At 59.0% G+C, this 18,712-nt stretch carries 16 protein-coding genes; 8 read left to right on the forward strand and 8 right to left on the reverse strand.

Going from position 1 to position 18,712, the window contains the following annotated elements:
* The coding region (locus DTF_RS0114430; protein ID WP_226989355.1) for a YkgJ family cysteine cluster protein at window positions 1-714 on the forward strand (714 nt) is incomplete at its 5' end.
* A gap of 21 nt (window positions 715-735) precedes the next feature.
* On the opposite strand, the gene DTF_RS0114435 is transcribed toward DTF_RS0114430, so the two are convergent.
* The 3 genes from DTF_RS0114435 to hflK are packed head-to-tail and all read right to left on the reverse strand — an operon-like array spanning window position 736 to window position 3,838.
* Complete coding sequence (locus DTF_RS0114435; RefSeq protein WP_027715884.1) at window positions 736-1,842, reverse strand: calcium/sodium antiporter; 1,107 nt, start codon at window positions 1,840-1,842, stop codon at window positions 736-738.
* 38 nt (window positions 1,843-1,880) lie between these two features.
* On the reverse strand, window positions 1,881-2,816 hold the full coding sequence (gene hflC, locus DTF_RS0114440; protein WP_027715885.1) for a protease modulator HflC: 936 nt from the start codon (window positions 2,814-2,816) through the stop codon (window positions 1,881-1,883).
* Window positions 2,813-3,838: an FtsH protease activity modulator HflK gene (gene hflK, locus DTF_RS0114445; RefSeq protein ID WP_027715886.1), complete on the reverse strand. Its 1,026-nt coding sequence runs from the start codon at window positions 3,836-3,838 to the stop codon at window positions 2,813-2,815. Before hflK ends, hflC begins: the two co-directional genes overlap by 4 nt.
* A 297-nt stretch (window positions 3,839-4,135) precedes the next feature.
* On the opposite strand from hflK, the gene DTF_RS0114450 reads away from it, so the two are divergent.
* The 3 genes from DTF_RS0114450 to aat are packed head-to-tail and all read left to right on the forward strand — an operon-like array spanning window position 4,136 to window position 7,391.
* On the forward strand, window positions 4,136-4,378 hold the full coding sequence (locus DTF_RS0114450; RefSeq protein ID WP_051361349.1) for an ATP-dependent Clp protease adaptor ClpS: 243 nt from the start codon (window positions 4,136-4,138) through the stop codon (window positions 4,376-4,378).
* A gap of 12 nt (window positions 4,379-4,390) precedes the next feature.
* The gene (gene clpA / locus DTF_RS0114455; RefSeq protein ID WP_027715888.1) at window positions 4,391-6,652 is read left to right on the forward strand and encodes an ATP-dependent Clp protease ATP-binding subunit ClpA; all 2,262 of its coding nucleotides are present in this window, start codon (window positions 4,391-4,393) and stop codon (window positions 6,650-6,652) included.
* Window positions 6,653-6,674: 22 nt separating this feature from the next.
* The gene (gene aat / locus DTF_RS0114460) at window positions 6,675-7,391 is read left to right on the forward strand and encodes a leucyl/phenylalanyl-tRNA--protein transferase (RefSeq protein ID WP_027715889.1); all 717 of its coding nucleotides are present in this window, start codon (window positions 6,675-6,677) and stop codon (window positions 7,389-7,391) included.
* Window positions 7,392-7,406: 15 nt separating this feature from the next.
* Here aat and DTF_RS0114465 read toward each other — a convergent pair whose 3' ends face one another.
* The gene (locus tag DTF_RS0114465) at window positions 7,407-8,132 is read right to left on the reverse strand and encodes a PilZ domain-containing protein (RefSeq protein ID WP_027715890.1); all 726 of its coding nucleotides are present in this window, start codon (window positions 8,130-8,132) and stop codon (window positions 7,407-7,409) included.
* 198 nt (window positions 8,133-8,330) lie between these two features.
* On the opposite strand from DTF_RS0114465, the gene DTF_RS23715 reads away from it, so the two are divergent.
* Window positions 8,331-9,464 carry a class I SAM-dependent RNA methyltransferase gene (locus tag DTF_RS23715; RefSeq protein ID WP_051361323.1) on the forward strand — a complete coding sequence of 378 codons (1,134 nt, stop codon included), beginning with the start codon at window positions 8,331-8,333 and terminating at the stop codon, window positions 9,462-9,464.
* 62 nt (window positions 9,465-9,526) lie between these two features.
* A complete protein-coding gene (rpsU, locus tag DTF_RS0114475; protein ID WP_369798601.1) occupies window positions 9,527-9,745 on the forward strand; it encodes a 30S ribosomal protein S21 in 219 nt (72 codons plus the stop codon).
* Between the two features lie 196 nt (window positions 9,746-9,941).
* On the opposite strand, the gene DTF_RS0114480 is transcribed toward rpsU, so the two are convergent.
* The gene (locus DTF_RS0114480; protein ID WP_027715892.1) at window positions 9,942-11,387 is read right to left on the reverse strand and encodes a glyceraldehyde-3-phosphate dehydrogenase; all 1,446 of its coding nucleotides are present in this window, start codon (window positions 11,385-11,387) and stop codon (window positions 9,942-9,944) included.
* Window positions 11,388-11,640: 253 nt separating this feature from the next.
* On the opposite strand from DTF_RS0114480, the gene DTF_RS0114485 reads away from it, so the two are divergent.
* On the forward strand, window positions 11,641-12,621 hold the full coding sequence (locus DTF_RS0114485) for a class II fructose-bisphosphate aldolase (RefSeq protein ID WP_027715893.1): 981 nt from the start codon (window positions 11,641-11,643) through the stop codon (window positions 12,619-12,621).
* A 222-nt stretch (window positions 12,622-12,843) separates the two neighbouring features.
* Window positions 12,844-13,161, forward strand: coding sequence for a DUF3024 domain-containing protein (locus DTF_RS0114490; protein WP_027715894.1), 318 nt, complete (start codon window positions 12,844-12,846; stop codon window positions 13,159-13,161).
* 38 nt (window positions 13,162-13,199) lie between these two features.
* Here DTF_RS0114490 and DTF_RS23720 read toward each other — a convergent pair whose 3' ends face one another.
* From DTF_RS23720 to DTF_RS23725, 3 genes are all read right to left on the reverse strand, one after another.
* The gene (locus DTF_RS23720) at window positions 13,200-14,438 is read right to left on the reverse strand and encodes a ChaN family lipoprotein (RefSeq protein WP_051361324.1); all 1,239 of its coding nucleotides are present in this window, start codon (window positions 14,436-14,438) and stop codon (window positions 13,200-13,202) included.
* Between the two features lie 140 nt (window positions 14,439-14,578).
* The gene (gene speD / locus DTF_RS0114500; protein WP_051361325.1) at window positions 14,579-15,376 is read right to left on the reverse strand and encodes an adenosylmethionine decarboxylase; all 798 of its coding nucleotides are present in this window, start codon (window positions 15,374-15,376) and stop codon (window positions 14,579-14,581) included.
* 162 nt (window positions 15,377-15,538) lie between these two features.
* Entirely contained in the window at window positions 15,539-18,700 is a 3,162-nt protein-coding gene (locus tag DTF_RS23725) for an efflux RND transporter permease subunit (RefSeq protein ID WP_035057121.1), read from the reverse strand.
* Window positions 18,701-18,712: the final 12 nt, after the last annotated feature.

Raw genomic sequence — 18,712 nt, forward strand, 5'->3', positions numbered from 1 at the left:
TGGGGAAAAATACCCGGGGGGGGTTGTGAAATGCAAAGGCACTTCGATTTTTCTTCCTATGCAGAAAAAGTCCGGGCCGTGGTGGCGGAGGAGTTGGAAAGCGCAAGGAGCGCGGCCGCAATCTGCGGAACCACGTCCAGAATAACTTCTCTGGCTGAAGAGACGCTCGCCGAAAATATCGGATTCCACGGACCCGAACACATTGCCTGCCGTGCCGGGTGCGGCACGTGCTGCGTTTTGAACGTCTCGACCCTTCTCCCGGAAGCCATCGCCATTGCCGCCTATGTGCAAAGGGAGTTTGCAGGGGAGGGATTCACTCGGCTGAAGGAGCGGATCGATCAACTCTATGCCTGCAGCCGCTGGCTGGATGAAGAAGAGCGGCTCTTTCTGCGTCGGCCCTGCGCCTTTCTAGATGAAACGAAGTCTTGCGCGATCTATCCGGTGCGGCCTCTCCTGTGCCGGTCGATGACTTCCACTGATTCCGACTCCTGCCTCCAGGCGATTGCCATGCCGGCCCTCGGCGAGTTTAAACCCGTTCTTATGAATCTCTTCCAGAAATCGCTCATGAACGTTACCTTTGAGGCTTTAGGACAGGCACTGGATGAGACGGGGCTCGACTCCAGGGGAGTGCGCCTGACCGAGGCGGTCAAGGCCCTGATCGAGGAGCCGGAGCTCGCGGAGGAGTTCGGGGCAGGCAAGCGCATCGCCCTGTGAATCGTGAGTGCACTCATGGATTCAGGAATGAGATGGATGCGTGTGCTTCTGTCGGTATGCCCGCATCAGGCAGACCATCAGGGTGATTCCGGTAAGAGGGAGGAAGAATCCGACCATGGCCGTGGTGAAGACGGGCAGGGCTTGATGCTGCAGGGCATTCAGGATGAGGTAGAGAGTGTAGGCGATATAGTAAAAGAAGAATAGCATTCCCTCCCAGCGGGCGATCAGGTGTCCGGTGAAGAAGATCGGAAGACAGGCAACGGCCACGGCGAGCATGACCGGAATATCGAATTGAACAGCGGTCTCGGCGATAGGGACCCCCTCCGGCGCCACGACTGCGGTGAGGCCGATAACGACGAGGATGTTGAAGAGGTTGCTGCCGACGATGTTGCCGACCGCAATGTCCCGTTCCCCGCGAATGCTGGCCATCACCGAAGCCGCCAGCTCCGGCAGCGATGTCCCTAAAGCCACGACGGTCAGACCGATCAGCAGGTCGCTGACTCCGAAATGTCTGGCCAGGGTAACGGCCGCATCGACCAGCCAGTTCGCCCCAAGTCCCAGCAGCGCCAGTCCGGCGACAATCAGGCAGAACTGCCAGGCCAGGCTCTTTACGCCTCCGGTTGCCGGTGGGTTTTCCCCCTCCGTCATTGAAGAGTTCTTCTTGCTCTCCTGGCTTTCGCGGCGGCTGCGGCGGATGACCCAGACCGTATAGACGATCGCACCTCCGAAGAGGAGAATTCCGTCCAGTCGACCGAATTCTCTGTCCAGAGCCATAAAGGCGAAGAGGAAGGAGACACCGACCATCAGAGGCACCTCGATCCGAATCAGCTGCCGGGCCACGATCAGCGGCGCAAAAAGAGCCGAGAGCCCCAGGATGAGCAGGACATTGCAGATGTTGCTCCCCACGACGTTGCCGACGGCAATTCCCGCCTGGCCGGTAAGAGAAGACATGACGCTGACGCCCAGCTCCGGGGAGCTGGTGCCGAAGGCCACGACCGTGAGGCCGACGACCAGGGGAGAAATGCCGACGGAGGCGGCGAGCCGCGCCGCGCCGCGGACCAGCCACTCGGCCCCTACGATCAGAGCCGCCAGTCCGCAGACGAAAAAGGCGAAAGCTGAGAGTGTCATATCGTCACCGCTAAACCATGCCGTGCATGGAGCCTTACTTATCTAGCCTTCTGAAGATAACGATAAAAATCGGAATCCGTGGAAATGACCATTCTGGCATTTTCCCGCATCGCCTTGCGATAGGATTCGAGGCTGCGTATGAATCGGTAGAATTCGGGGTCCTTGCCGTAGGCGCCGGCGTAGATGGCTGCTGCACTGGCATCAGCCTTGCCGCGAACCTCCACCGAGGTCCGATACGCCTCGGACTCGATGCGCTTGAGCTCCTTCTGCATCTGCCCGAGAATGTCGGCTTTTTCCCCTTCGCCTTCCGAGCGGTACTCGGCGGCGACCTTCTTTCGTTCCGCAATCATCCGCTCGTAGACCCGGGTGCGCACCTGCTCGACGTAATTGATCCTTTTGATCTGCACATCGATCAGCTCGATGCCGTATTCGGGAGTGCTGGCCCGTGCCTGCGCCAGAATTGAAGCCAGAATTTGCTCTCTGCCGGCCAGTTTCTCTACCGGAACGGAGGCGGCTCCTTCGACTTCAAACACTTCTTCCTTGACTCCGGCCGGCGGCTGGTAATCCTTGCCGCGCACCAGTTCCACCAGCAGATGTCCCGAGACGGCGTCGCGCACCACCGAGTCGATGATGTCATCCAGTCGGCTCAGGGCTCCCTGTTCGGTGGCCACGGTCTTGAAGAAGAGAAGGGGATCCGCGATCCGCCAGCGGGCGGTGGTGTCGATCCAGATATATCTTTTGTCCTTGGTGGGGATCTGGTTCGGATCGCCGTCCCATTTCAGTATCCGGCTTTGAAAGTGATAGGCATCCTGGATGAAGGGAATCTTGAAGTGCAGTCCCGCCTGATGGATATCGCCGACCGGTTTGCCGAACTGGGTGACCAGGGCCTGTTGTCCCTCTTCAACGACAAACATGCTGCCTTTTGCGAGAATGACCAGGGCAATGACGACGATGATCAGCAGAGGCTTTTTCATTGCGCTCCTCCCTTCTTCTCACTGCGCAGGGGAAGCAGAGGGAGCGCTCCGGCCCCGTTGGCGTCCATGATATAGACTTCCTCCATTCGCGGCAGAATCTCCTCCAGTGTCTCCAGGTAAAGGCGCTGCCGGGTTACCTCCGGCGCCTTGCGGTACTCGGTCAGCAGGGCGAGGAATCGGCTGCTTTCCCCTTCGGCCTGGTTGATCCTCTCCAAGGCGTATCCTTCCGCGTTGAGGATCGTGTTCCGGGCAACCCCGCTGGCCTTGGGAACCTCGCGGTTGTACTGCTCCCTGGCCTGGAAGATCAGGCTTTCTTTCTGCTGTTCGGCTTCGTTGACCTCATTGAAGGCGGCCTTGACCGGATCGGGAGGATTAACGTCCTGGAACTTGACCGTGACGATCCGAACGCCGACATCGTAGCTGTTGAGAGTTTCCTGCAGGTCCTTCTCGATGGCCGAGGCGAGCATGGCCCGCTCGGTGGTGAGGACTTCGGAGACATTGGAATTGCCCACCACCTTGCGGACGATCGCCTCCGAGATATCCCGGATGGTCTCTTCGGGAGCCTTGACCCTGAAGAGGAACTTGTAGGGATCGGACACCTGGTACTGAACGATCCATTCGATGTCGCTCACGTTGAGATCGCCGGTAAGGGTCAGGGACTCTTCTTCGAGCCCCTGTTTGCTGTACGTGGTTCGGATGCCCGGCTGAACGGTGCGGAAGCCGAATTCCTCTTTGAGAACCCTTCCGGTCCGGACCAGGTAGACCCGATCGACGCCGAAGGGGAGTTTGAAATGCAGACCGGGCTGGGCGAACCCCGCGAACTGCCCGAATCGAAGGACCACACCCGTCTGTTCCGTATCGACCTTGTAGAAGCTGCCGGAGGCCCCCCAGATGAGAAGCAGGACGAAGGCGATGCCGATAAAAACCTTCACGGGTGGCTTATTGTTTTTAAATCGCTCGACTATTTCGGTGACCTTCTGCTCCATCTGGTCTCCGCTTTGTCCCCATTGCCAATCTTGCATGCTTTCTCCTTTGTGGTTTCTGCAAGTCTTCATTTCCACCGGATTCACCGGGAAAAAGGAGCTGTCGGTCCTCTTTGATCCGGTGGATGCGGCAGTAGAAGCGTGAATATAGCACAGTGGCTGTTTTCATGAAAGCTAATCGTCATCTCGATTCTCTGCCTTGGAACCTCCGAGCAAGTTGTGATACCATGAAGAACAAATCACGGTCACGACGGAGAACCAACAGTGAGCAAGCAGCAGCCGAAGGGGGAGAGCCGGGTCGCCGAAAAGAGTCGGACCCGGCCCGCGTCTCCGCCGATGTTCAAGGTCTTGATGCACAACGACGATTACACTACCATGGAATTCGTGGTGCAGGTGCTGGAGGCGGTTTTTCGTAAATCGCCTGCCGAGGCCAACCAGATTATGCTTAATATCCATTTCAAGGGAATCGGCATGTGCGGGGCGTACCCTTTTCAAATCGCCGAAACCAAGGTGGCCCGGGTGCATTCTCTAGCCCGGGAAGAGGGGTTTCCCCTCAGATGCAGCCTCGAAGAGGAATGAGGGATGTCGCCTATGTTCAGTCAGGAAGTTCAGATAACTTTTTCGCTGGCCGTGCGGGAAGCGCAGCGCCGGCATCACGAATACCTCACCACGGAGCATGTCCTTTATGCCATGCTTTTCGAGGAGCAGGGGCAGGAGATCATCAGCGCCTGCGGCGGCGACCTCGATTCCATCAAGGAGGAGCTGGAAGACTTCTTCGTCCGCCAGCTGGAATCCCTCCCCGGGGAGGGAGAGGCTGTTCCCGAGCAGACGGTGGGACTGCAGCGTGTGCTGCAGCGAACGGTGGTGCACATGCACTCGGCGGGGAAGAAGGAGATCACGGTAGGCGACGTGCTGGCCGCTATTCTGGAGGAGAAGAACTCCCATGCCGCCCATTTTCTGGAAGTCCAGGGAGTCGGCCGGCTGGAGGTCCTGCAGTACATTTCACACCGCATGCCCAGGCTTTCCAGGGAGGAAAAGCCCGGAACGGCGGCTCCCGAGCAGGAAGGGGAGTCGGCGCCCAGGACCGCGCCGGGGCGCGATCCGTTGGCGGCCTTCACCGTCAATCTGATGGCGCGGGCCAGGGAAGGTAAAATCGATCCCCTGATCGGCCGCCGTCGGGAGCTGGAAAGGACGATCCAGGTGCTTTGCCGCCGGCGCAAGAACAATCCCATCTACGTCGGGGATCCGGGGGTGGGCAAGACCGCCCTGGCTGAAGGCCTGGCCCTGATGATCCATGCCGGAGAAGTCCCCGAGGTCCTGCTGGGCTCTGAAATCTATGCCCTGGACATGGGGGCCCTGCTGGCCGGGACCAAATTCCGCGGCGACTTCGAGGAGCGACTCAAAGGGGTTCTGGCAGCCCTGGAAAACAAGCCCGAGGCCATCCTCTTCATCGACGAAATACATACCACGGTAGGCGCCGGAGCCACCAGCGGCGGTTCTCTGGACGCTTCCAATATTCTCAAGCCGGCCCTGGCATCGGGGGAACTGCGCTGCATCGGCTCCACTACTTTCGAGGAATACAAGAACCTGTTCGAAAAGGATCGAGCCCTTTCCCGCCGCTTCCAGAAAATCGACATCCTGGAACCGAGCGTGGCCGAGACGATCGAGATCCTCAAGGGCCTGAAAAGCCGTTACGAAGAGCATCACGGCGTCACCTACAGCGGAGCCGCCCTCGCGGCCGCGGCGGAACTCTCCGGACGGCATCTCAAATACCGGCACCTGCCCGATAAGGCCATCGACGTAATCGACGAGGCCGGGGCCCGCTGCCGTCTTTTCCCCGTGCCGAAGAAGAAAGTCGGGGTCGCGGAGGTGGAGGAAGTGGTGGCGGGGATGGCCCGCATCCCGGCCCGCACGGTATCCGCTCCCGACCGCCGGCGCCTTAAAAACCTCGACCGCGATCTCAAGCGGAAAGTCTTCGGACAGGACACTGCCATCGACGCGCTGAGCCGCTCCATCCTCCGGGCCCGGGCCGGGCTGGGACATCCGGAAAAGCCGGTCGGCTCTTTTCTCTTCACCGGACCCACGGGGGTGGGGAAGACCGAAGTGGCCCGCCAGCTCGCCGCGCAGCTCGGGGTGGAGTTCGTCCGCTTCGACATGAGCGAGTACATGGAAAAACATTCCGTGGCCCGACTGATCGGCTCGCCCCCCGGCTACGTAGGTTTCGATCAGGGGGGACTGCTTACCGACGCCATGGTCAAGAATCCCTACAGCGTCCTGCTCCTCGATGAGATCGAAAAGGCCCATCCCGATCTGTTCAGCATCCTGCTGCAGGTCATGGACCACGGCACCCTCACAGACAACAACGGCAAGCATGCCGACTTCCGCAATGTGGTGTTGATCATGACCAGCAATGCCGGGGCCCGGGAGATGAGCGCCAATCCCATCGGCTTCGGCGGCGGAGCGCCATCCGCCCCGCGGCAGGCGGTGGAGAAGACCTTTTCCCCTGAATTCCGCAACCGCCTCGACGGCATTATCTCCTTCAATCCCCTGAGCGAGACGGTCATGCTCCAGGTGGTGGACAAGTTCATGGCCGAGCTGCAGCAGCGCCTCGCGGAAAAGAAGGTGACCGCCATCCTGTCCGCCGGAGCCCGGGGCTGGCTGGCCCGCCGCGGCTACGACCCCGCTTTCGGGGCAAGGCCGTTGGGACGCCTCATCCAAACGGAAATCGGCGACGTGGTGGCTTCCGAGATCCTCTTCGGCCGCCTCAGCAAGGGAGGGACCGTGAGGATCGGACTGAAGGATGACCATTTGACCTTCAGCTACCCCGGAAAATCCGTGAGGAGTCAGGAGTGAGGCCTTACTCCTCACAGCAGTTATGCCCGTCTACCGTCTGATCGAGCAGCCCGTTTTTCCCGGCCCCGAACTCGCTGAACCCGACGGGCTGCTGGCGGTCGGCGGCGATCTTTCCCCCCGCCGTCTTCTCCTGGCCTATTCCATGGGGATCTTCCCCTGGTTCAATGAGGGCGACCCGATTCTATGGTGGTCTCCCGATCCCCGCTGCATTCTCGAACCTGATCAACTGAAGATTTCCCGGAGCCTGGCCAAGATCCTGCGCCAGGGGTTTTTTTCCGTTACCTTCGATCAGGCTTTCGATCAGGTCATTTCCGCCTGCGCACGGCTGCGCCTGGAAGGAGGGGAGGGGACCTGGATTACCGACGAGATGCGGCAGGCCTATTGTCTTCTGCATGAGCTGGGCTATGCCCATTCGGTGGAGTCATGGAGGGAGGGGAAGCTGGAGGGGGGATTGTACGGAGTCTGCCTGGGCCGTTGCTTTTTTGGAGAATCGATGTTTCACCGGGCGGCCAACGCCTCCAAGGTCGCCCTCGTCACCTTGGCGCAGCGACTGCAGAGGCACGGATTCGAGCTGATCGACTGTCAGCTGCCCACTTCTCACCTTGAATCTCTGGGAGCCAGGCAACTGCCGCGGGAAGAGTATCTGCGCCGCCTGCGCCAGGGGGGAGTCACTCCTTCAACGATGCCGCCGGCGGGTGCTTTTCTCCAAGAAGGAGATATGTCGCCCCCCCATGGTTGAGAGGAGCCCACTTTGTCAGCCGGCGGATTTTTCTCCGCTCGCGGGAGGCACTTTTTTAATGAAATCGATGATCCGCTTCTGATCCGCTTCCAGAATGCTCAAAAACTGCATTCCAGCACAACGACGGCCCTGCACCTCTTCTTCATCCAGCCAGACGACTTCGGCGAGGGCGCATAACGGCGCCTCATTCTCCTCGAGTTTCAGAAGCAGCAGACAGAGATCGGCAATTCTGATCGGCGGCTTTATTTGAAAACGGATTCCCCCGTTGCTGAGATTGACACTGGTCTGTGGGAAGGGAGGGATCTTGCTGAAATCCTTTGTGTTCCGCAAGATCCGAACGTTCTTTTCCCACTGTTCACGGAAACTCCGGAGCGTGCCCTGGCCCTTGGTGTAACGCAGGCCGACGGTGACGTCGAGGCGACTGGCGAGCCGGCGTTGAAAGATCTGCAGGTCGTTGTTCACCCGCAAACGGATGAGGTCCTGGCGACGCTGCTCCACGAAGTTTCCGGTCAGGCGGACGCCAAGTCCCATGGTATCCGAGAGTATCTCGAAAGGCATGTCGGGGGAAAAGGGAAAGTTTTCTTCCTCCCTGGTCTGATAGGGAAGGAGCAGGTCAAAATAATCGCCGTGCTCTTCATGGAAGTAGACGGTAAGTGCATCGAGACGCCCCGATGTTGCGTCGGCGGTCAGCGAACGGAGGAAGATCTTCTGCTCGGATTTGAAATACTTGGAATATCTCATCAGATGCTCTTGGTGGCATGGTTTTTCGATTGCGGGGGAGAAGAGTCTCGGCAAATCTGCAATTTATTATACAGATTTTTTCCCTTCCTCCAATCATAAATTAATGAGGCACTTGGGGGCGGCGCGAGAGAACGGCGTGGAAGAATTTGTCAGGTTCCGGGCCCCGTGTTAAGATGCAACCTTTTTCAGGAGGCCTCTTTGAACAAAAGTCTGGACAGGCTGTTCGCCATTACCGCACCAGGACTGGAGCAGGTGTGCGCAGGTGAGCTGGCCTCCCTGGGCATGGCCGGGGTGCGTGTCACAATGGGCGGCGTCGAGTTCGAGGCAGAGCGGCGCGACCTGTACCGGGCCAATCTCTGGCTGCGCACGGCCAGTCGGGTGGTGGTGCGGATCGGGACGGCGAAAAGCCGGGATTTCCCTGACTTGTTTCGCAAGACGGTGCGGCTGCCCTGGGGAAAATATGTCCGGTCGGATAACCGCATCGTCGTGCGCGCAAGCAGCCATGGATCCCGCCTCAATCACACCGGGCGTATTGCCGCCACCATCAGCGAGGCCATCGACAGGGCGCTGGGACGAGGCGGTTCTCCCGCTGCCGGGCCGGAGCAGTTGATCCTGGCCCGATTCGAGAACGATGTCTGTCTTCTCTCGGTGGATAGCTCCGGCGCACTGCTCCATCGCCGGGGTTATCGGGAGGAGACGGCCCGGGCGCCTCTGCGCGAGACGCTGGCAGCCGGCATCCTGATGCTGCTGGGTTGGAACGGCTCCTCTGCCCTGGTGGATCCGATGTGCGGTTCGGGGACCTTTGTCATTGAGGGCGCACTGATTGCCGGGAACCAGCCGCCGGGAATGCGGCGATCCTTTGCTTTCATGAACTGGCCGCGATACCGGCCCGGTCTCTGGGATGCTCTCCTCGCCGAGGCCGGAAAGGGGGTGCAGGCAGTTTCCGTGCCTATCTGTGGTTCGGATCGCGATATTCCGACGGTGGAAGCCGCCCGCCGCAACGCGGACCGGGCCGGCGTGCTGGAGAGCATCGATTTGCAGCCGCTGGAATTGTCCCGGAGGCCGGCTCCGGAAGGGAGGGGGGTCTTCCTGTGCAATCCCCCCTACGGTGAAAGATTGGGACGGGACAGCGATCTGCGTCCTCTTTTCCGATCCTTGGGGAGTGTTTTCCGCGAACGTTTCGGCGGCTGGCGGCTGGCCATTGTGTGTCCCGACGAGGGTCTTGTGAAGGCGACGGGGCTCCCCCTTCATAAGAGGGCGATCCTCACCAACGGCGGCATTCAGGTGTTTCTGTTTTCGACATCCGGCGAAGAAAAACCAGATTCTCCTTGATTTTTGTTCAAATCTGATTTAAATTTTCTTTTTACCCTGGCCTTGGTCCAGGTTCAGAAGATATGGGAAAGCGAGGTGATTCTTCCGTGGAAATTCATGTTGTCGACAACAACGTCGAAAAAGCCATCAGGGTTCTCAAGCGCAAGCTGCAGCAAGAAGGTCTCTTCCGTGAGATGAAGCAGCGTAAGTTTTACGAGAAGCCCAGCGTCAAGCGCAAGCGCAAGGAAAAGGAAGCCCAGCGGCGCCTGCGCAAGAAGATGCGTCTGATGCGGCGCGACTGATCCCTCGCCTTGAAAAGCATAAAAAAAAGGCCCGCTTCTTTTGGAGCGGGCCCTTTTTTTGCGTGGGGCGTGAGGAGAAAAAGCTCGGGATCTCCGGGGAAATTACTCCTCACCCCTCACCTGGTGAAATCCGCAATGCCGCTTAAAATCGGCAGCGCAGTACCGAGCTCACGGATTCAGCTCATTTCGTCCTCCCTCAGGCGGGCAGGGAAGGGAGCTCCAGCCCCGCGATGCGGTCGAGCATCCGGATCACCTGACAGCTGTAGCCGAATTCGTTGTCGTACCAGACGTAGAGAACGCAGCGGTTTCCTTCGACGATGGTGGCCAGGGAATCGACCACGCCGGCATAGCGGGAGCCGACAAAGTCGCTGGAGACGGCTTCGGGGGAGTTGGTGAAGTCGAGCTGGTTCTGCAGGGGTGAATCGAGAGAGACGTCCCGGAGGTAATTATTCAACTCCTTGACCGTGGTCTCTTTCTCCAGGGTCAGATTGAGGATGGCGAGGGAGACATTGGGGGTGGGCACGCGGATGGCGTTGCCGGTCAGTTTCCCGGCCAGCTCGGGGAGAGCCTTGGCTACCGCCTTGGCCGCTCCGGTCTCGGTGATGACCATGTTGAGGGGAGCTCCCCGGCCGCGGCGGGACTTATTGTGGTAGTTGTCGATCAGGTTCTGGTCGTTGGTGTAGGAGTGGCAGGTCTCAACATGGCCGTTGACGATGCCGAACCGGTCGCTTACCGCCTTGAGAGCCGGAACGATGGCGTTGGTGGTACAGCTGGCGGCCGAAAGGAGGCGCTCTTCCCCCGAGATCAGGTCGTTGTTGACACCGAAGACGATGTTGGGGATGTCCCCCTTGCCCGGAGCGGTCAGCACGACCTTGTCGATCCCTTTGGTCTTGAGATGCCGGCTGAGTCCTTCACGGTCGCGCCATTTGCCGGTGTTGTCCACGAGGATGGCATTTTGAATGCCGTACCGACCGTAGTCGACGTTTTCGGGGGCATCGGCATAGATGATGCGGATCATGTTGCCATTGGCGATGATCGCGTTTTCCTTCTCATCGATGGTGATGGTCCCCTGAAAATGTCCGTGCACCGAGTCTCGGCGCAGCAGGCTTGCACGCTTTATCAGGTCGTCTTCGGCGCCCTTGCGCACCACCGCGGCGCGCAGCCGGAGCTTGTCGCCGCCTCCGGTCTGTTCGATGAGAATGCGGGCCAGCAGACGGCCAATGCGGCCGAAGCCGTAAAGGACCACATCCCTCGGCTCCATCAGCATCGATCCTTTGCCCGTGTTGATGCTGCTCAGCTCCTGCCGGACGAAGTCCTCCACCGAGGTCCCCGCCGCCTGCGCCTGATACCGGATGGTCAGCTTTCCGATATCGATCCGGGCCGGGGACAGATCGAGCCTGCTTAAGGCCTCCAGGACAGGAAAACTGTCCCGCACCCAAAGCTCATTCTCGAGAATCTGCCGGGCGAAGCGGTGGGCCTTGAGAATATCTATCGTCGATTGATTGACCAGGGAGCGGCCGTAGACGGTGGTGACGACCCCGTGATTGCGGTAGAGCCGGCCGATGATGGGAACCATCGTTTCGGCAATTTCCTCGCGGTTTTTCCAATCCTTGAAATAAGTCTCCTGAGTCTGTGTGCTCATCCTGAATCCCTTCTTGGAAAAATATCAGCGCAACGGCAGGTTTCGGCCAAAACGCATCGTATCCTAAACGAACCGGGCTCATTTTTTCAACCTTTATTCCAAATTTTCTGGCGGCTTTGGCTGGACTTGGACCTGGTGAGCTGGTATTAATTGCATCTAGGCTCTGTCGATGAATAGATTCCCAACCTGTTCATTGACAGGACCTTTTCCCAGCGGGAACGAATTCCATTAATTTGAACAGGAGGCGAAGACAATGGGCGACAAGGTTCACTACAGCGAACTGGGGCTGGCCAACACCCGCGACATGTTTCAGAAGTCGGTATCGGGCGGGTACGCCATACCCGCTTATAACTTCAACAATCTGGAACAATTACAGGCGATTATAGTGGCCTGTGCCGAAACCTCCTCACCGGTGATCATTCAGGTGAGCAAGGGAGCGCGCGACTACGCCAATGAGACGATGCTTCGCTACATGGCGTTGGGGGCGGTACGGATGGCCCGGGAGATGGGTTCAAATATCCCCATTACCCTGCATCTGGACCACGGCGATTCCTTCGAACTCTGCAAGTCCTGCGTCGACTCGGGATTTTCCTCGGTGATGATCGACGGCTCCCATCTCCCTTATGAGGAGAACGTGGCCCTGACCCGGAAGGTGGTCGAATACGCCCATCAGTTCGATGTCGCCGTCGAAGGGGAACTCGGGGTCCTCGCCGGCATCGAGGACGAGGTGCAGGCGGAGAAATCCACCTACACCAAGCCCGAAGAGGTCGAGGATTTCGTGAAGAAGACCGGAGTCGATTCCCTGGCCATCTCCATTGGAACCAGTCATGGGGCTTACAAGTTCAAGCTCAAGGCGGGGGAAGTCGTTCCCGAACTCAGGTTCGATATCCTGGAAGAGGTCGAGCGCCTCCTCCCGGGCTTCCCTATCGTTCTGCACGGGGCTTCCAGCGTGGTCCAGGAATATGTGGATCTCATCAACCGCTACGGAGGCAAGATGGAAGGGGCCGTCGGCGTCCCGGAGGATCAGCTTCGCCGGGCGGCTAAGGGCGCGGTATGCAAGATCAATATCGATTCCGACGGGCGTCTGGCGGTGACCGCCAAGATCCGTGAATACATGGCCAACAACCCGGCCGAATTCGACCCGCGCAAGTATCTGGGCGAAGCTCGCAAAGAGCTGATCAAACTGATCAAGCACAAGAACGAAACCGTCCTGGGAAGCGCCGGAAGGGCTTGAACAGGGAGAAGTCAGGGCTTTGCAGCGGGCTAGAAGTGAAAAAGCCGTCCCTCGCGAGGGGCGGTTTTTTTTTCGGGTAATTTATTACCATTTTGGTCTTTAATTTGGCACGGGATCTGCTATAAAATTGAATAGGAAGAGATGGACTGCTCATCTGTCCGGTGGAAGGGTGGAGGAGGAAGCGCAACACGCCGCAGGTATGCGGCTTCTTGGAGGTCGAAAATGCTGCAGAAACATCCTAACGAATTCACTCGGCGGGTCATATATAAATATTTTGCCGATCACCAGATGCCGGCGGAGGTGAACGCCGTGCGTGACGGATATGTCGTTTTTCTGAACTATTTCAGCGCGGTCGAAGCGTGCAACGTGGATGAAGCGTCGGGGAGGTTGGTGCACAACGACAGTCGCGACGAATGGAAGCTGTACTGGATGAGCGGCAATTTTCGCTGGCACCTCTACGAGCAGTGTCCTACGCTTCACCATGCTCTGGATGTGATGCTCAGCGAAGAGGCGGCGAACCTTTTCCGCAAAGTGCTTTGATCCCCGGTGAGCTTGTTCGTACGGAAGGCGTGCCGGGTTTACGGATTGTCACTTTCTTCGTTATTTATTGGAGTCACGAATAGAACCTCCAGCGTTTTTTGCACTCCGTCGCGTGCGATCTCCAGGACGGCCCGGTCGCCGGTCTGTTTCTCCTTGACTGCATAGATGACATCAAGGCTGTCCTTTACCGGTTCCCCGTCAAATGAGACCAGCACATCTCCCGCCTGAACGCCGAACTTTTCGGCGACGGAACCTGGAAGCACCTTCTCAATTCGTACGCTCCCATCCTTCTCCTGCAGCATCACCCCCAGACGGACCTTTTGCTTTTCCAGAGATTCATAGGCAGTGAAGACGACAAAGTCGTAGGGGGGCATGGGAAATCCTGGGATTTCCACATCCATGAGTTGCTTTTGCTTCTCCTCGGGAATGATGATTTCCTTGGATCCGACAAGGGTGTAGGAGGTGGGCAGGCGACGAAAGACCCGGCGGGGAATGCCGAAGCCGAATCGAATGTGGTTGCCTCCGGCCATGACCATCATGTGCCTCTCCTCTCCCTCGGGGCTCTCAAGAAAGCGCGCCACATTGTCCGCCATCGTTTCGTCCCAGAGGGTCTGGATGCGCAGGAAGCTTTCGAGCCGGGCTTCACCCTGGACGTGCCCGCCGTAGATGGACTTCACCAGAGAGCGCTGATAAGGGTCGCTCATGTCCATCTCCGGAAGTCGGGCTTGCTCCTCCGGAGTGAGCTCCTCCGGGTTTTTTCTGACGATCGCCCGCAGGCCTTCTCCGGCATTGAGACCGATGACCGGGATTTGCCGCTCGCGAGCGAACAGAAGAATGTCACGATAAAGGTCGAAATCCATCTTCCACTGCTCATACCATCCTGCCTTGCGTAAAAATTCCCTTTCCGTGAGCTCGCCCGCGGTCCACCGATCCAGAACCGTCTGCTGCTCCGACGTGAACATCTCCATGCCCAGGGCCACCCGACCGGGATAACGCTCGCTCAGGGCATTCAGAATATGGAGTTGAAGCCTATGGGAGGCGGGATTGTCGTGAGTCTCTCCCACGTACACGATACGGGAGTCGGTGGCTATCTGCAGCATCCGTGATTCGCTGACAAATAGACCTGTAGGCAGGTGAAGAATGTCCCCTACTTCGGGCTGACGGGACGGAGGGTAGGGAAGTTCGGGATCGGCTTTCAGCGCGGGAGCGGCACAGGCTCCAAGGAACGGTGAAAGAACGAGGAGAAGAAGCAGGACTCTGCGCAGGGCGAAAGGCATGGTGATCTCCTTTGTCTGAAAGGCGTCACCACCTGTTTGCTTAGCTCACTGGAGGCACAGAGACACAGAGAAAGCCTGATTTTTTAGATTTCTCTGTGCCTCTGTGTCTCTGTGGTTAACGCCTTTGGATTTGCGAACGATCAGAAAATGTTCTTGGAATAGAAGATCTCGGTCATCTCCCGGCGAAGGCTCTCCTTGACCCGTTCTTTTTCCGACTCGGTGAGATCCCGTGCGGCGGTGGCGAAGAGGTAATTTTCGAGGTTGAAATCCTGCAGCATCATTTTTGTGTGAAAGAGGTTTTCCTGGTGGATGTTGATGTCCACGCACTGATACTGCTCAAGGATCGATTTCCGGATGTACTGCTGGATGGAAAGGATCTTGTGGTCGATATAGTGCTTTGTCCCCCGCACGTCGCGAGTGAAGCCCCGGACCTTGTAATCCATGAGGACAATATCCGATTCGAAGGATTCGACGAGGTGGTTGAGAGCTCTCAGGGGACTGATCTTGCCGCACGTGGAGACGTCGACGTCGACCCGGAACGTGGAGATCCCCAGCTTGGAATCGGTTTCCGGGTACGTGTGGATGCAAAGATGGCTCTTGTCGAGATGGGCCAGCACCTGGTCCGGTTTCGGATCCACCGGCTCCTCGGCAATGAGGATCGTGACGCTCGCCCCCATGGGATCGTAGTCCTGGCTGGAGACGTTGAGGATGTTGGCCCCGATGATCTCCGCCACTTCGCTGAGAATGCGGACCAGTCGCTCGGAGTTGTACTCCTCGTCGATATACTCCAGGTACTCCTTGCGCGCCTGAGGCGAGCGGGCGTAGCAGATGTCGTATATGTTGAAGGAGAGGGTTTTGGTGAGATTATTGAACCCGCGCAGCTTCAGCTTGCGGGTGCGCTTCGGACGATGGTTTTTCTTTGCACTCTTTGCACACATGGGCAATATCCCTCCCCGGGCTGGTGAGATATTTGGCCAGGCCAAACTTTGCAAGTAGAACACAGCCCGGGACTTCAGGACAAGTAAATTGTCGGTTGTCGGCAATTTTTCTGCGAGCCGGGAGATATTGGGATTCTGCGCCGACGGACCTGGTCCGGCTTTTTAATTGGATGTCCCCTTGGCCGCCCGTCCGGTCAGCCTCAGGCGCAGGTCGATGAGCAGGCTGAAGAGCGCCGGTACGAGAAAGAGGGTGAAGACCGTGGAGACTACCAGGCCGCCTACGACGACGCTGCCCAGGCCGCGGTAGAGTTCGCTGCCGGGGCCGGGGAAGAGAATCAGCGGCAGCATTCCGAAAACAGACGTTCCGACGGACATGAAAATCGGACGCACCCGGCTGCGCACCGATTCGCGAAGCGCCTCGTGACTTTCCATCCCCTTCCCCCGCATGAAGTTGAGGGCCTGATGGACGATGAGAATGGCATTGTTGACCACCGTTCCGATGAGGATGATGAAGCCGAGCATGGTGAGCACGTCCAGCGCCTGATAGGTGATCAGGGCATTGACCAGCCACAGGCCCAGCAAGCCGCCGGCCATGGCGAGAGGAACCGACATGATGATGACGAAGGGATAGAAAAAGCTCTCGAAGAGGGCCGCCATGAGCAGGTAAGTGATGATCAGGGCCAGGAGAAAATTCCATTTGAGCACATCGAAGGTGATGCGCAGCTTGTCTGCCGTTCCAGCCAGCCGGACGCGTACATCGCTTCCCAGAATGCCGTCGCGGCGCAGCTCCTCGATTACCTGAGACTGGATGGTTTCCATGGCCGCTTCCAGAGGGACTTCTTCCGGAGGCGTCACCTGGATGGTGATGGTGCGCTGACGCTCGGAGTGATTGATCTGCTCGGGCCCGGCCACCAGGCGCACCCGGGCGATCGATCCGAGAGGAACCGTGCGCCCCTGGCCGTTGCGGAGAAGAAGCGATTCGATCGCCTGGGTCCGGCTGGCGTACTCCTCGGCTCCCATGACCTTCAGGTCGAGCTCGGTGCCTTCCACGTTGACCGTGCCGGCCCGGGTGCCGTCGACGAAGGAATCGACCGCGATCCCCAGTTCCCTGGCCGTGATGCCCAGATCGGCCAGCCGAACCCGGTCGGGGATGACCCGTACTTCGGGATTGCCCAGGTCAAGGCTGGGAACGGGCCGTATCTGGGCTCCGGGAATCGAGCGGCTGACCGCCTCGAAGGCCTCGCCGCCTATTTCCACCAGGCGCACCAGATCGGCCCCGGAGAACTCCACATCGATGTTGCGTCCGCCCGAAAGGGTGCGGTCGAACAGGGAACTCTGCTGCACAACGGCGATCATTCCCGGCACCTGGGAGAGTTTTTCCCTGGCAAAGGGTATCAGCTCGCGGATTCGGTCCGGTTCGGTCGATCTCAGGCCCATGAAAATCTGGCGGCCGCGCGCCACGTAGAAGAAATGGCTCAGGGAGGGAAGACCGCGAGGATTGGCCTCCTCCTCATCCCACAGGGATCCGAACTCGGCTTCGAGCTGTTGGCCGATGCGGATGAATTCGTCGATATTGTATCCTGGCGGCGGAATGAGCAGGGCGATGATCAGGTTGCGGTTGCCGGTGGGAAGATATTCGGGCTTGGGCAGAAGCAGCCAGGCTGTTCCAAGCGCGGCTACGGTCAGAAGGAGGACCAGCAGCAGGCTGGCCATGATGCTTTTGCTGATTCTGTAGTTGAATTCCGCGATTCCGTCGGTAATCCTCTCCGCCAGCGGAACCGCCCCGAACAGGTCGTTGAAGCCGTAGCGTCCTTTCCGGGCTCCGCCTGCCGGAGCGCCTTCGCCGAGGATCCGGGCGGCAAAAGAGGGGATGACGGAAACCGAGACGATGAGAGAAAGGGCCACAGCGCCGCAGATGGCCAGGGCGATGTCGCGGAACAGCTGACCTGTTTCCTGGACGATGAACAGGATCGGCAGGAAGACCGCGATGGTGGTCAGGGTCGAGGAGAGGACGGCCCCCCATACCTCACGAGTCCCTTCGAGGGCCGCATCCTTGCGGTTCTTGCCCATCTGCCGGTGGCGGAAGATGTTTTCCAGAACCACGATGGCGTTGTCCACCACCATGCCGACGGCGAAGGCCAGGCCGGCCAGAGAGATGACGTTGATAGTGCGCCCCAGGAGGGCCATGACGATGAAGGTCCCGACCAGTGAGATGGGGATGGCCGTGGCCACGATCAGGGTGGAGGAGAAGGAGCGCAGAAAGAGAATGAGCACCAGCACCGCCAGCGTCCCGCCGATCCACAGGTTCTGCTGGACCAGGTCGATGGCCGACTCGATATATTCCGTTTCATCGTAGGTCTGGGTCAGCTCCAGCCCCTCCTCCTTCAGGACACCCTCGTTGAGTTCCCTCAGGGCCTCCTTGAGTCCGGCCATGACTTCCAGGACATTGGAGCCGCTTTCCCGCAGGGCGTTGACCGCCACGGCCGGCTCGCCGTTCTGGCGCACCGAAACGTCGGGACGTTCGTAGCCGAACCGGACCCGCGCGACGTCGCCGATGAAGACCCGCTCCCCCGAGGAGGTCGTCAGCGCCACCCGCTCCACATCGGCCGGTTCGACGAATTCAGCCAGGGTTCGAACGATGTAGCGGCGCTTCCCTTCATCGAAGCTTCCCCCGGAGATGTTGACGTTTTCCGCCTCCAGTGTCCGGATGAATTCCTGGAGGGTGAAGCCGTAGGCCGAGAGCCGTTCAGGGTCGACCACCACCTGCATCTCCCGCTCCCGGGCGCCCAGCACATTGCTTCGGGCCACCCCTGGGACTCTTTCGAAACGGGCTTTTATGAAGTCTTCGGCGAAGATCTCGTAGGTGTAGATGGGCCGGTCGTTTCCGGGGAGGGGCTTGAGTATGAACCACGCGATGGGCTGGTCCTGGGTGTTGACGGTGGAGACGACCGGCCGTTCGGCCTCCAGGGGAAGGTCGCGCACCTGGTTGAGGCGGTTGGTGACCTTGACCAGGGCCGTGTCCATGTTGGTGCCGGGCTGGAAGGTGAGAACGATCCTTCCCTCGCTGTCCCGGGATTCGGAATCCATCTCCAGGACACCCTCGACGCCCTTGAGCTCGTCTTCCTGTCGCTGAACGATCTCCCTCTCCACTTCCTCGGGGCTGGCCCCCGTCCAGACGGTGGAAACTGTGATTTCGGGACGCGCCACTTCGGGGGTGAGCTGAATGGGGGTGCGGAAAAGAGAAATCAGGCCGAAGAGCAGGACCAGAATGACCCCGACGGTGACGGCAACCTGGCGGTCGATGGAAGTGGATATAAGACTCATGGCTTTTCAGGA

Origin of the sequence: Desulfuromonas sp. TF (assembly GCF_000472285.1) — a bacterium.
Lineage (GTDB): Bacteria > Desulfobacterota > Desulfuromonadia > Desulfuromonadales > ATBO01 > ATBO01.

Coding starts and splice junctions, on each gene's coding strand:
- DTF_RS0114480 (WP_027715892.1), bottom strand. CDS start 11,387: ATGAGCACACAGACTCAGGAGACTTATTTCAAGGATTGGAAAAACCGC.
- DTF_RS0114485 (WP_027715893.1), top strand. CDS start 11,641: ATGGGCGACAAGGTTCACTACAGCGAACTGGGGCTGGCCAACACCCGC.
- DTF_RS0114435 (WP_027715884.1), bottom strand. CDS start 1,842: ATGACACTCTCAGCTTTCGCCTTTTTCGTCTGCGGACTGGCGGCTCTG.
- aat (WP_027715889.1), top strand. CDS start 6,675: ATGCCCGTCTACCGTCTGATCGAGCAGCCCGTTTTTCCCGGCCCCGAA.
- DTF_RS0114490 (WP_027715894.1), top strand. CDS start 12,844: ATGCTGCAGAAACATCCTAACGAATTCACTCGGCGGGTCATATATAAA.
- hflC (WP_027715885.1), bottom strand. CDS start 2,816: ATGAAAAAGCCTCTGCTGATCATCGTCGTCATTGCCCTGGTCATTCTC.
- rpsU (WP_369798601.1), top strand. CDS start 9,527: ATGGGAAAGCGAGGTGATTCTTCCGTGGAAATTCATGTTGTCGACAAC.
- speD (WP_051361325.1), bottom strand. CDS start 15,376: ATGTGTGCAAAGAGTGCAAAGAAAAACCATCGTCCGAAGCGCACCCGC.
- DTF_RS23720 (WP_051361324.1), bottom strand. CDS start 14,438: ATGCCTTTCGCCCTGCGCAGAGTCCTGCTTCTTCTCCTCGTTCTTTCA.
- clpA (WP_027715888.1), top strand. CDS start 4,391: ATGTTCAGTCAGGAAGTTCAGATAACTTTTTCGCTGGCCGTGCGGGAA.
- DTF_RS23725 (WP_035057121.1), bottom strand. CDS start 18,700: ATGAGTCTTATATCCACTTCCATCGACCGCCAGGTTGCCGTCACCGTC.
- hflK (WP_027715886.1), bottom strand. CDS start 3,838: ATGCAAGATTGGCAATGGGGACAAAGCGGAGACCAGATGGAGCAGAAG.
- DTF_RS0114450 (WP_051361349.1), top strand. CDS start 4,136: ATGTTCAAGGTCTTGATGCACAACGACGATTACACTACCATGGAATTC.
- DTF_RS0114465 (WP_027715890.1), bottom strand. CDS start 8,132: ATGAGATATTCCAAGTATTTCAAATCCGAGCAGAAGATCTTCCTCCGT.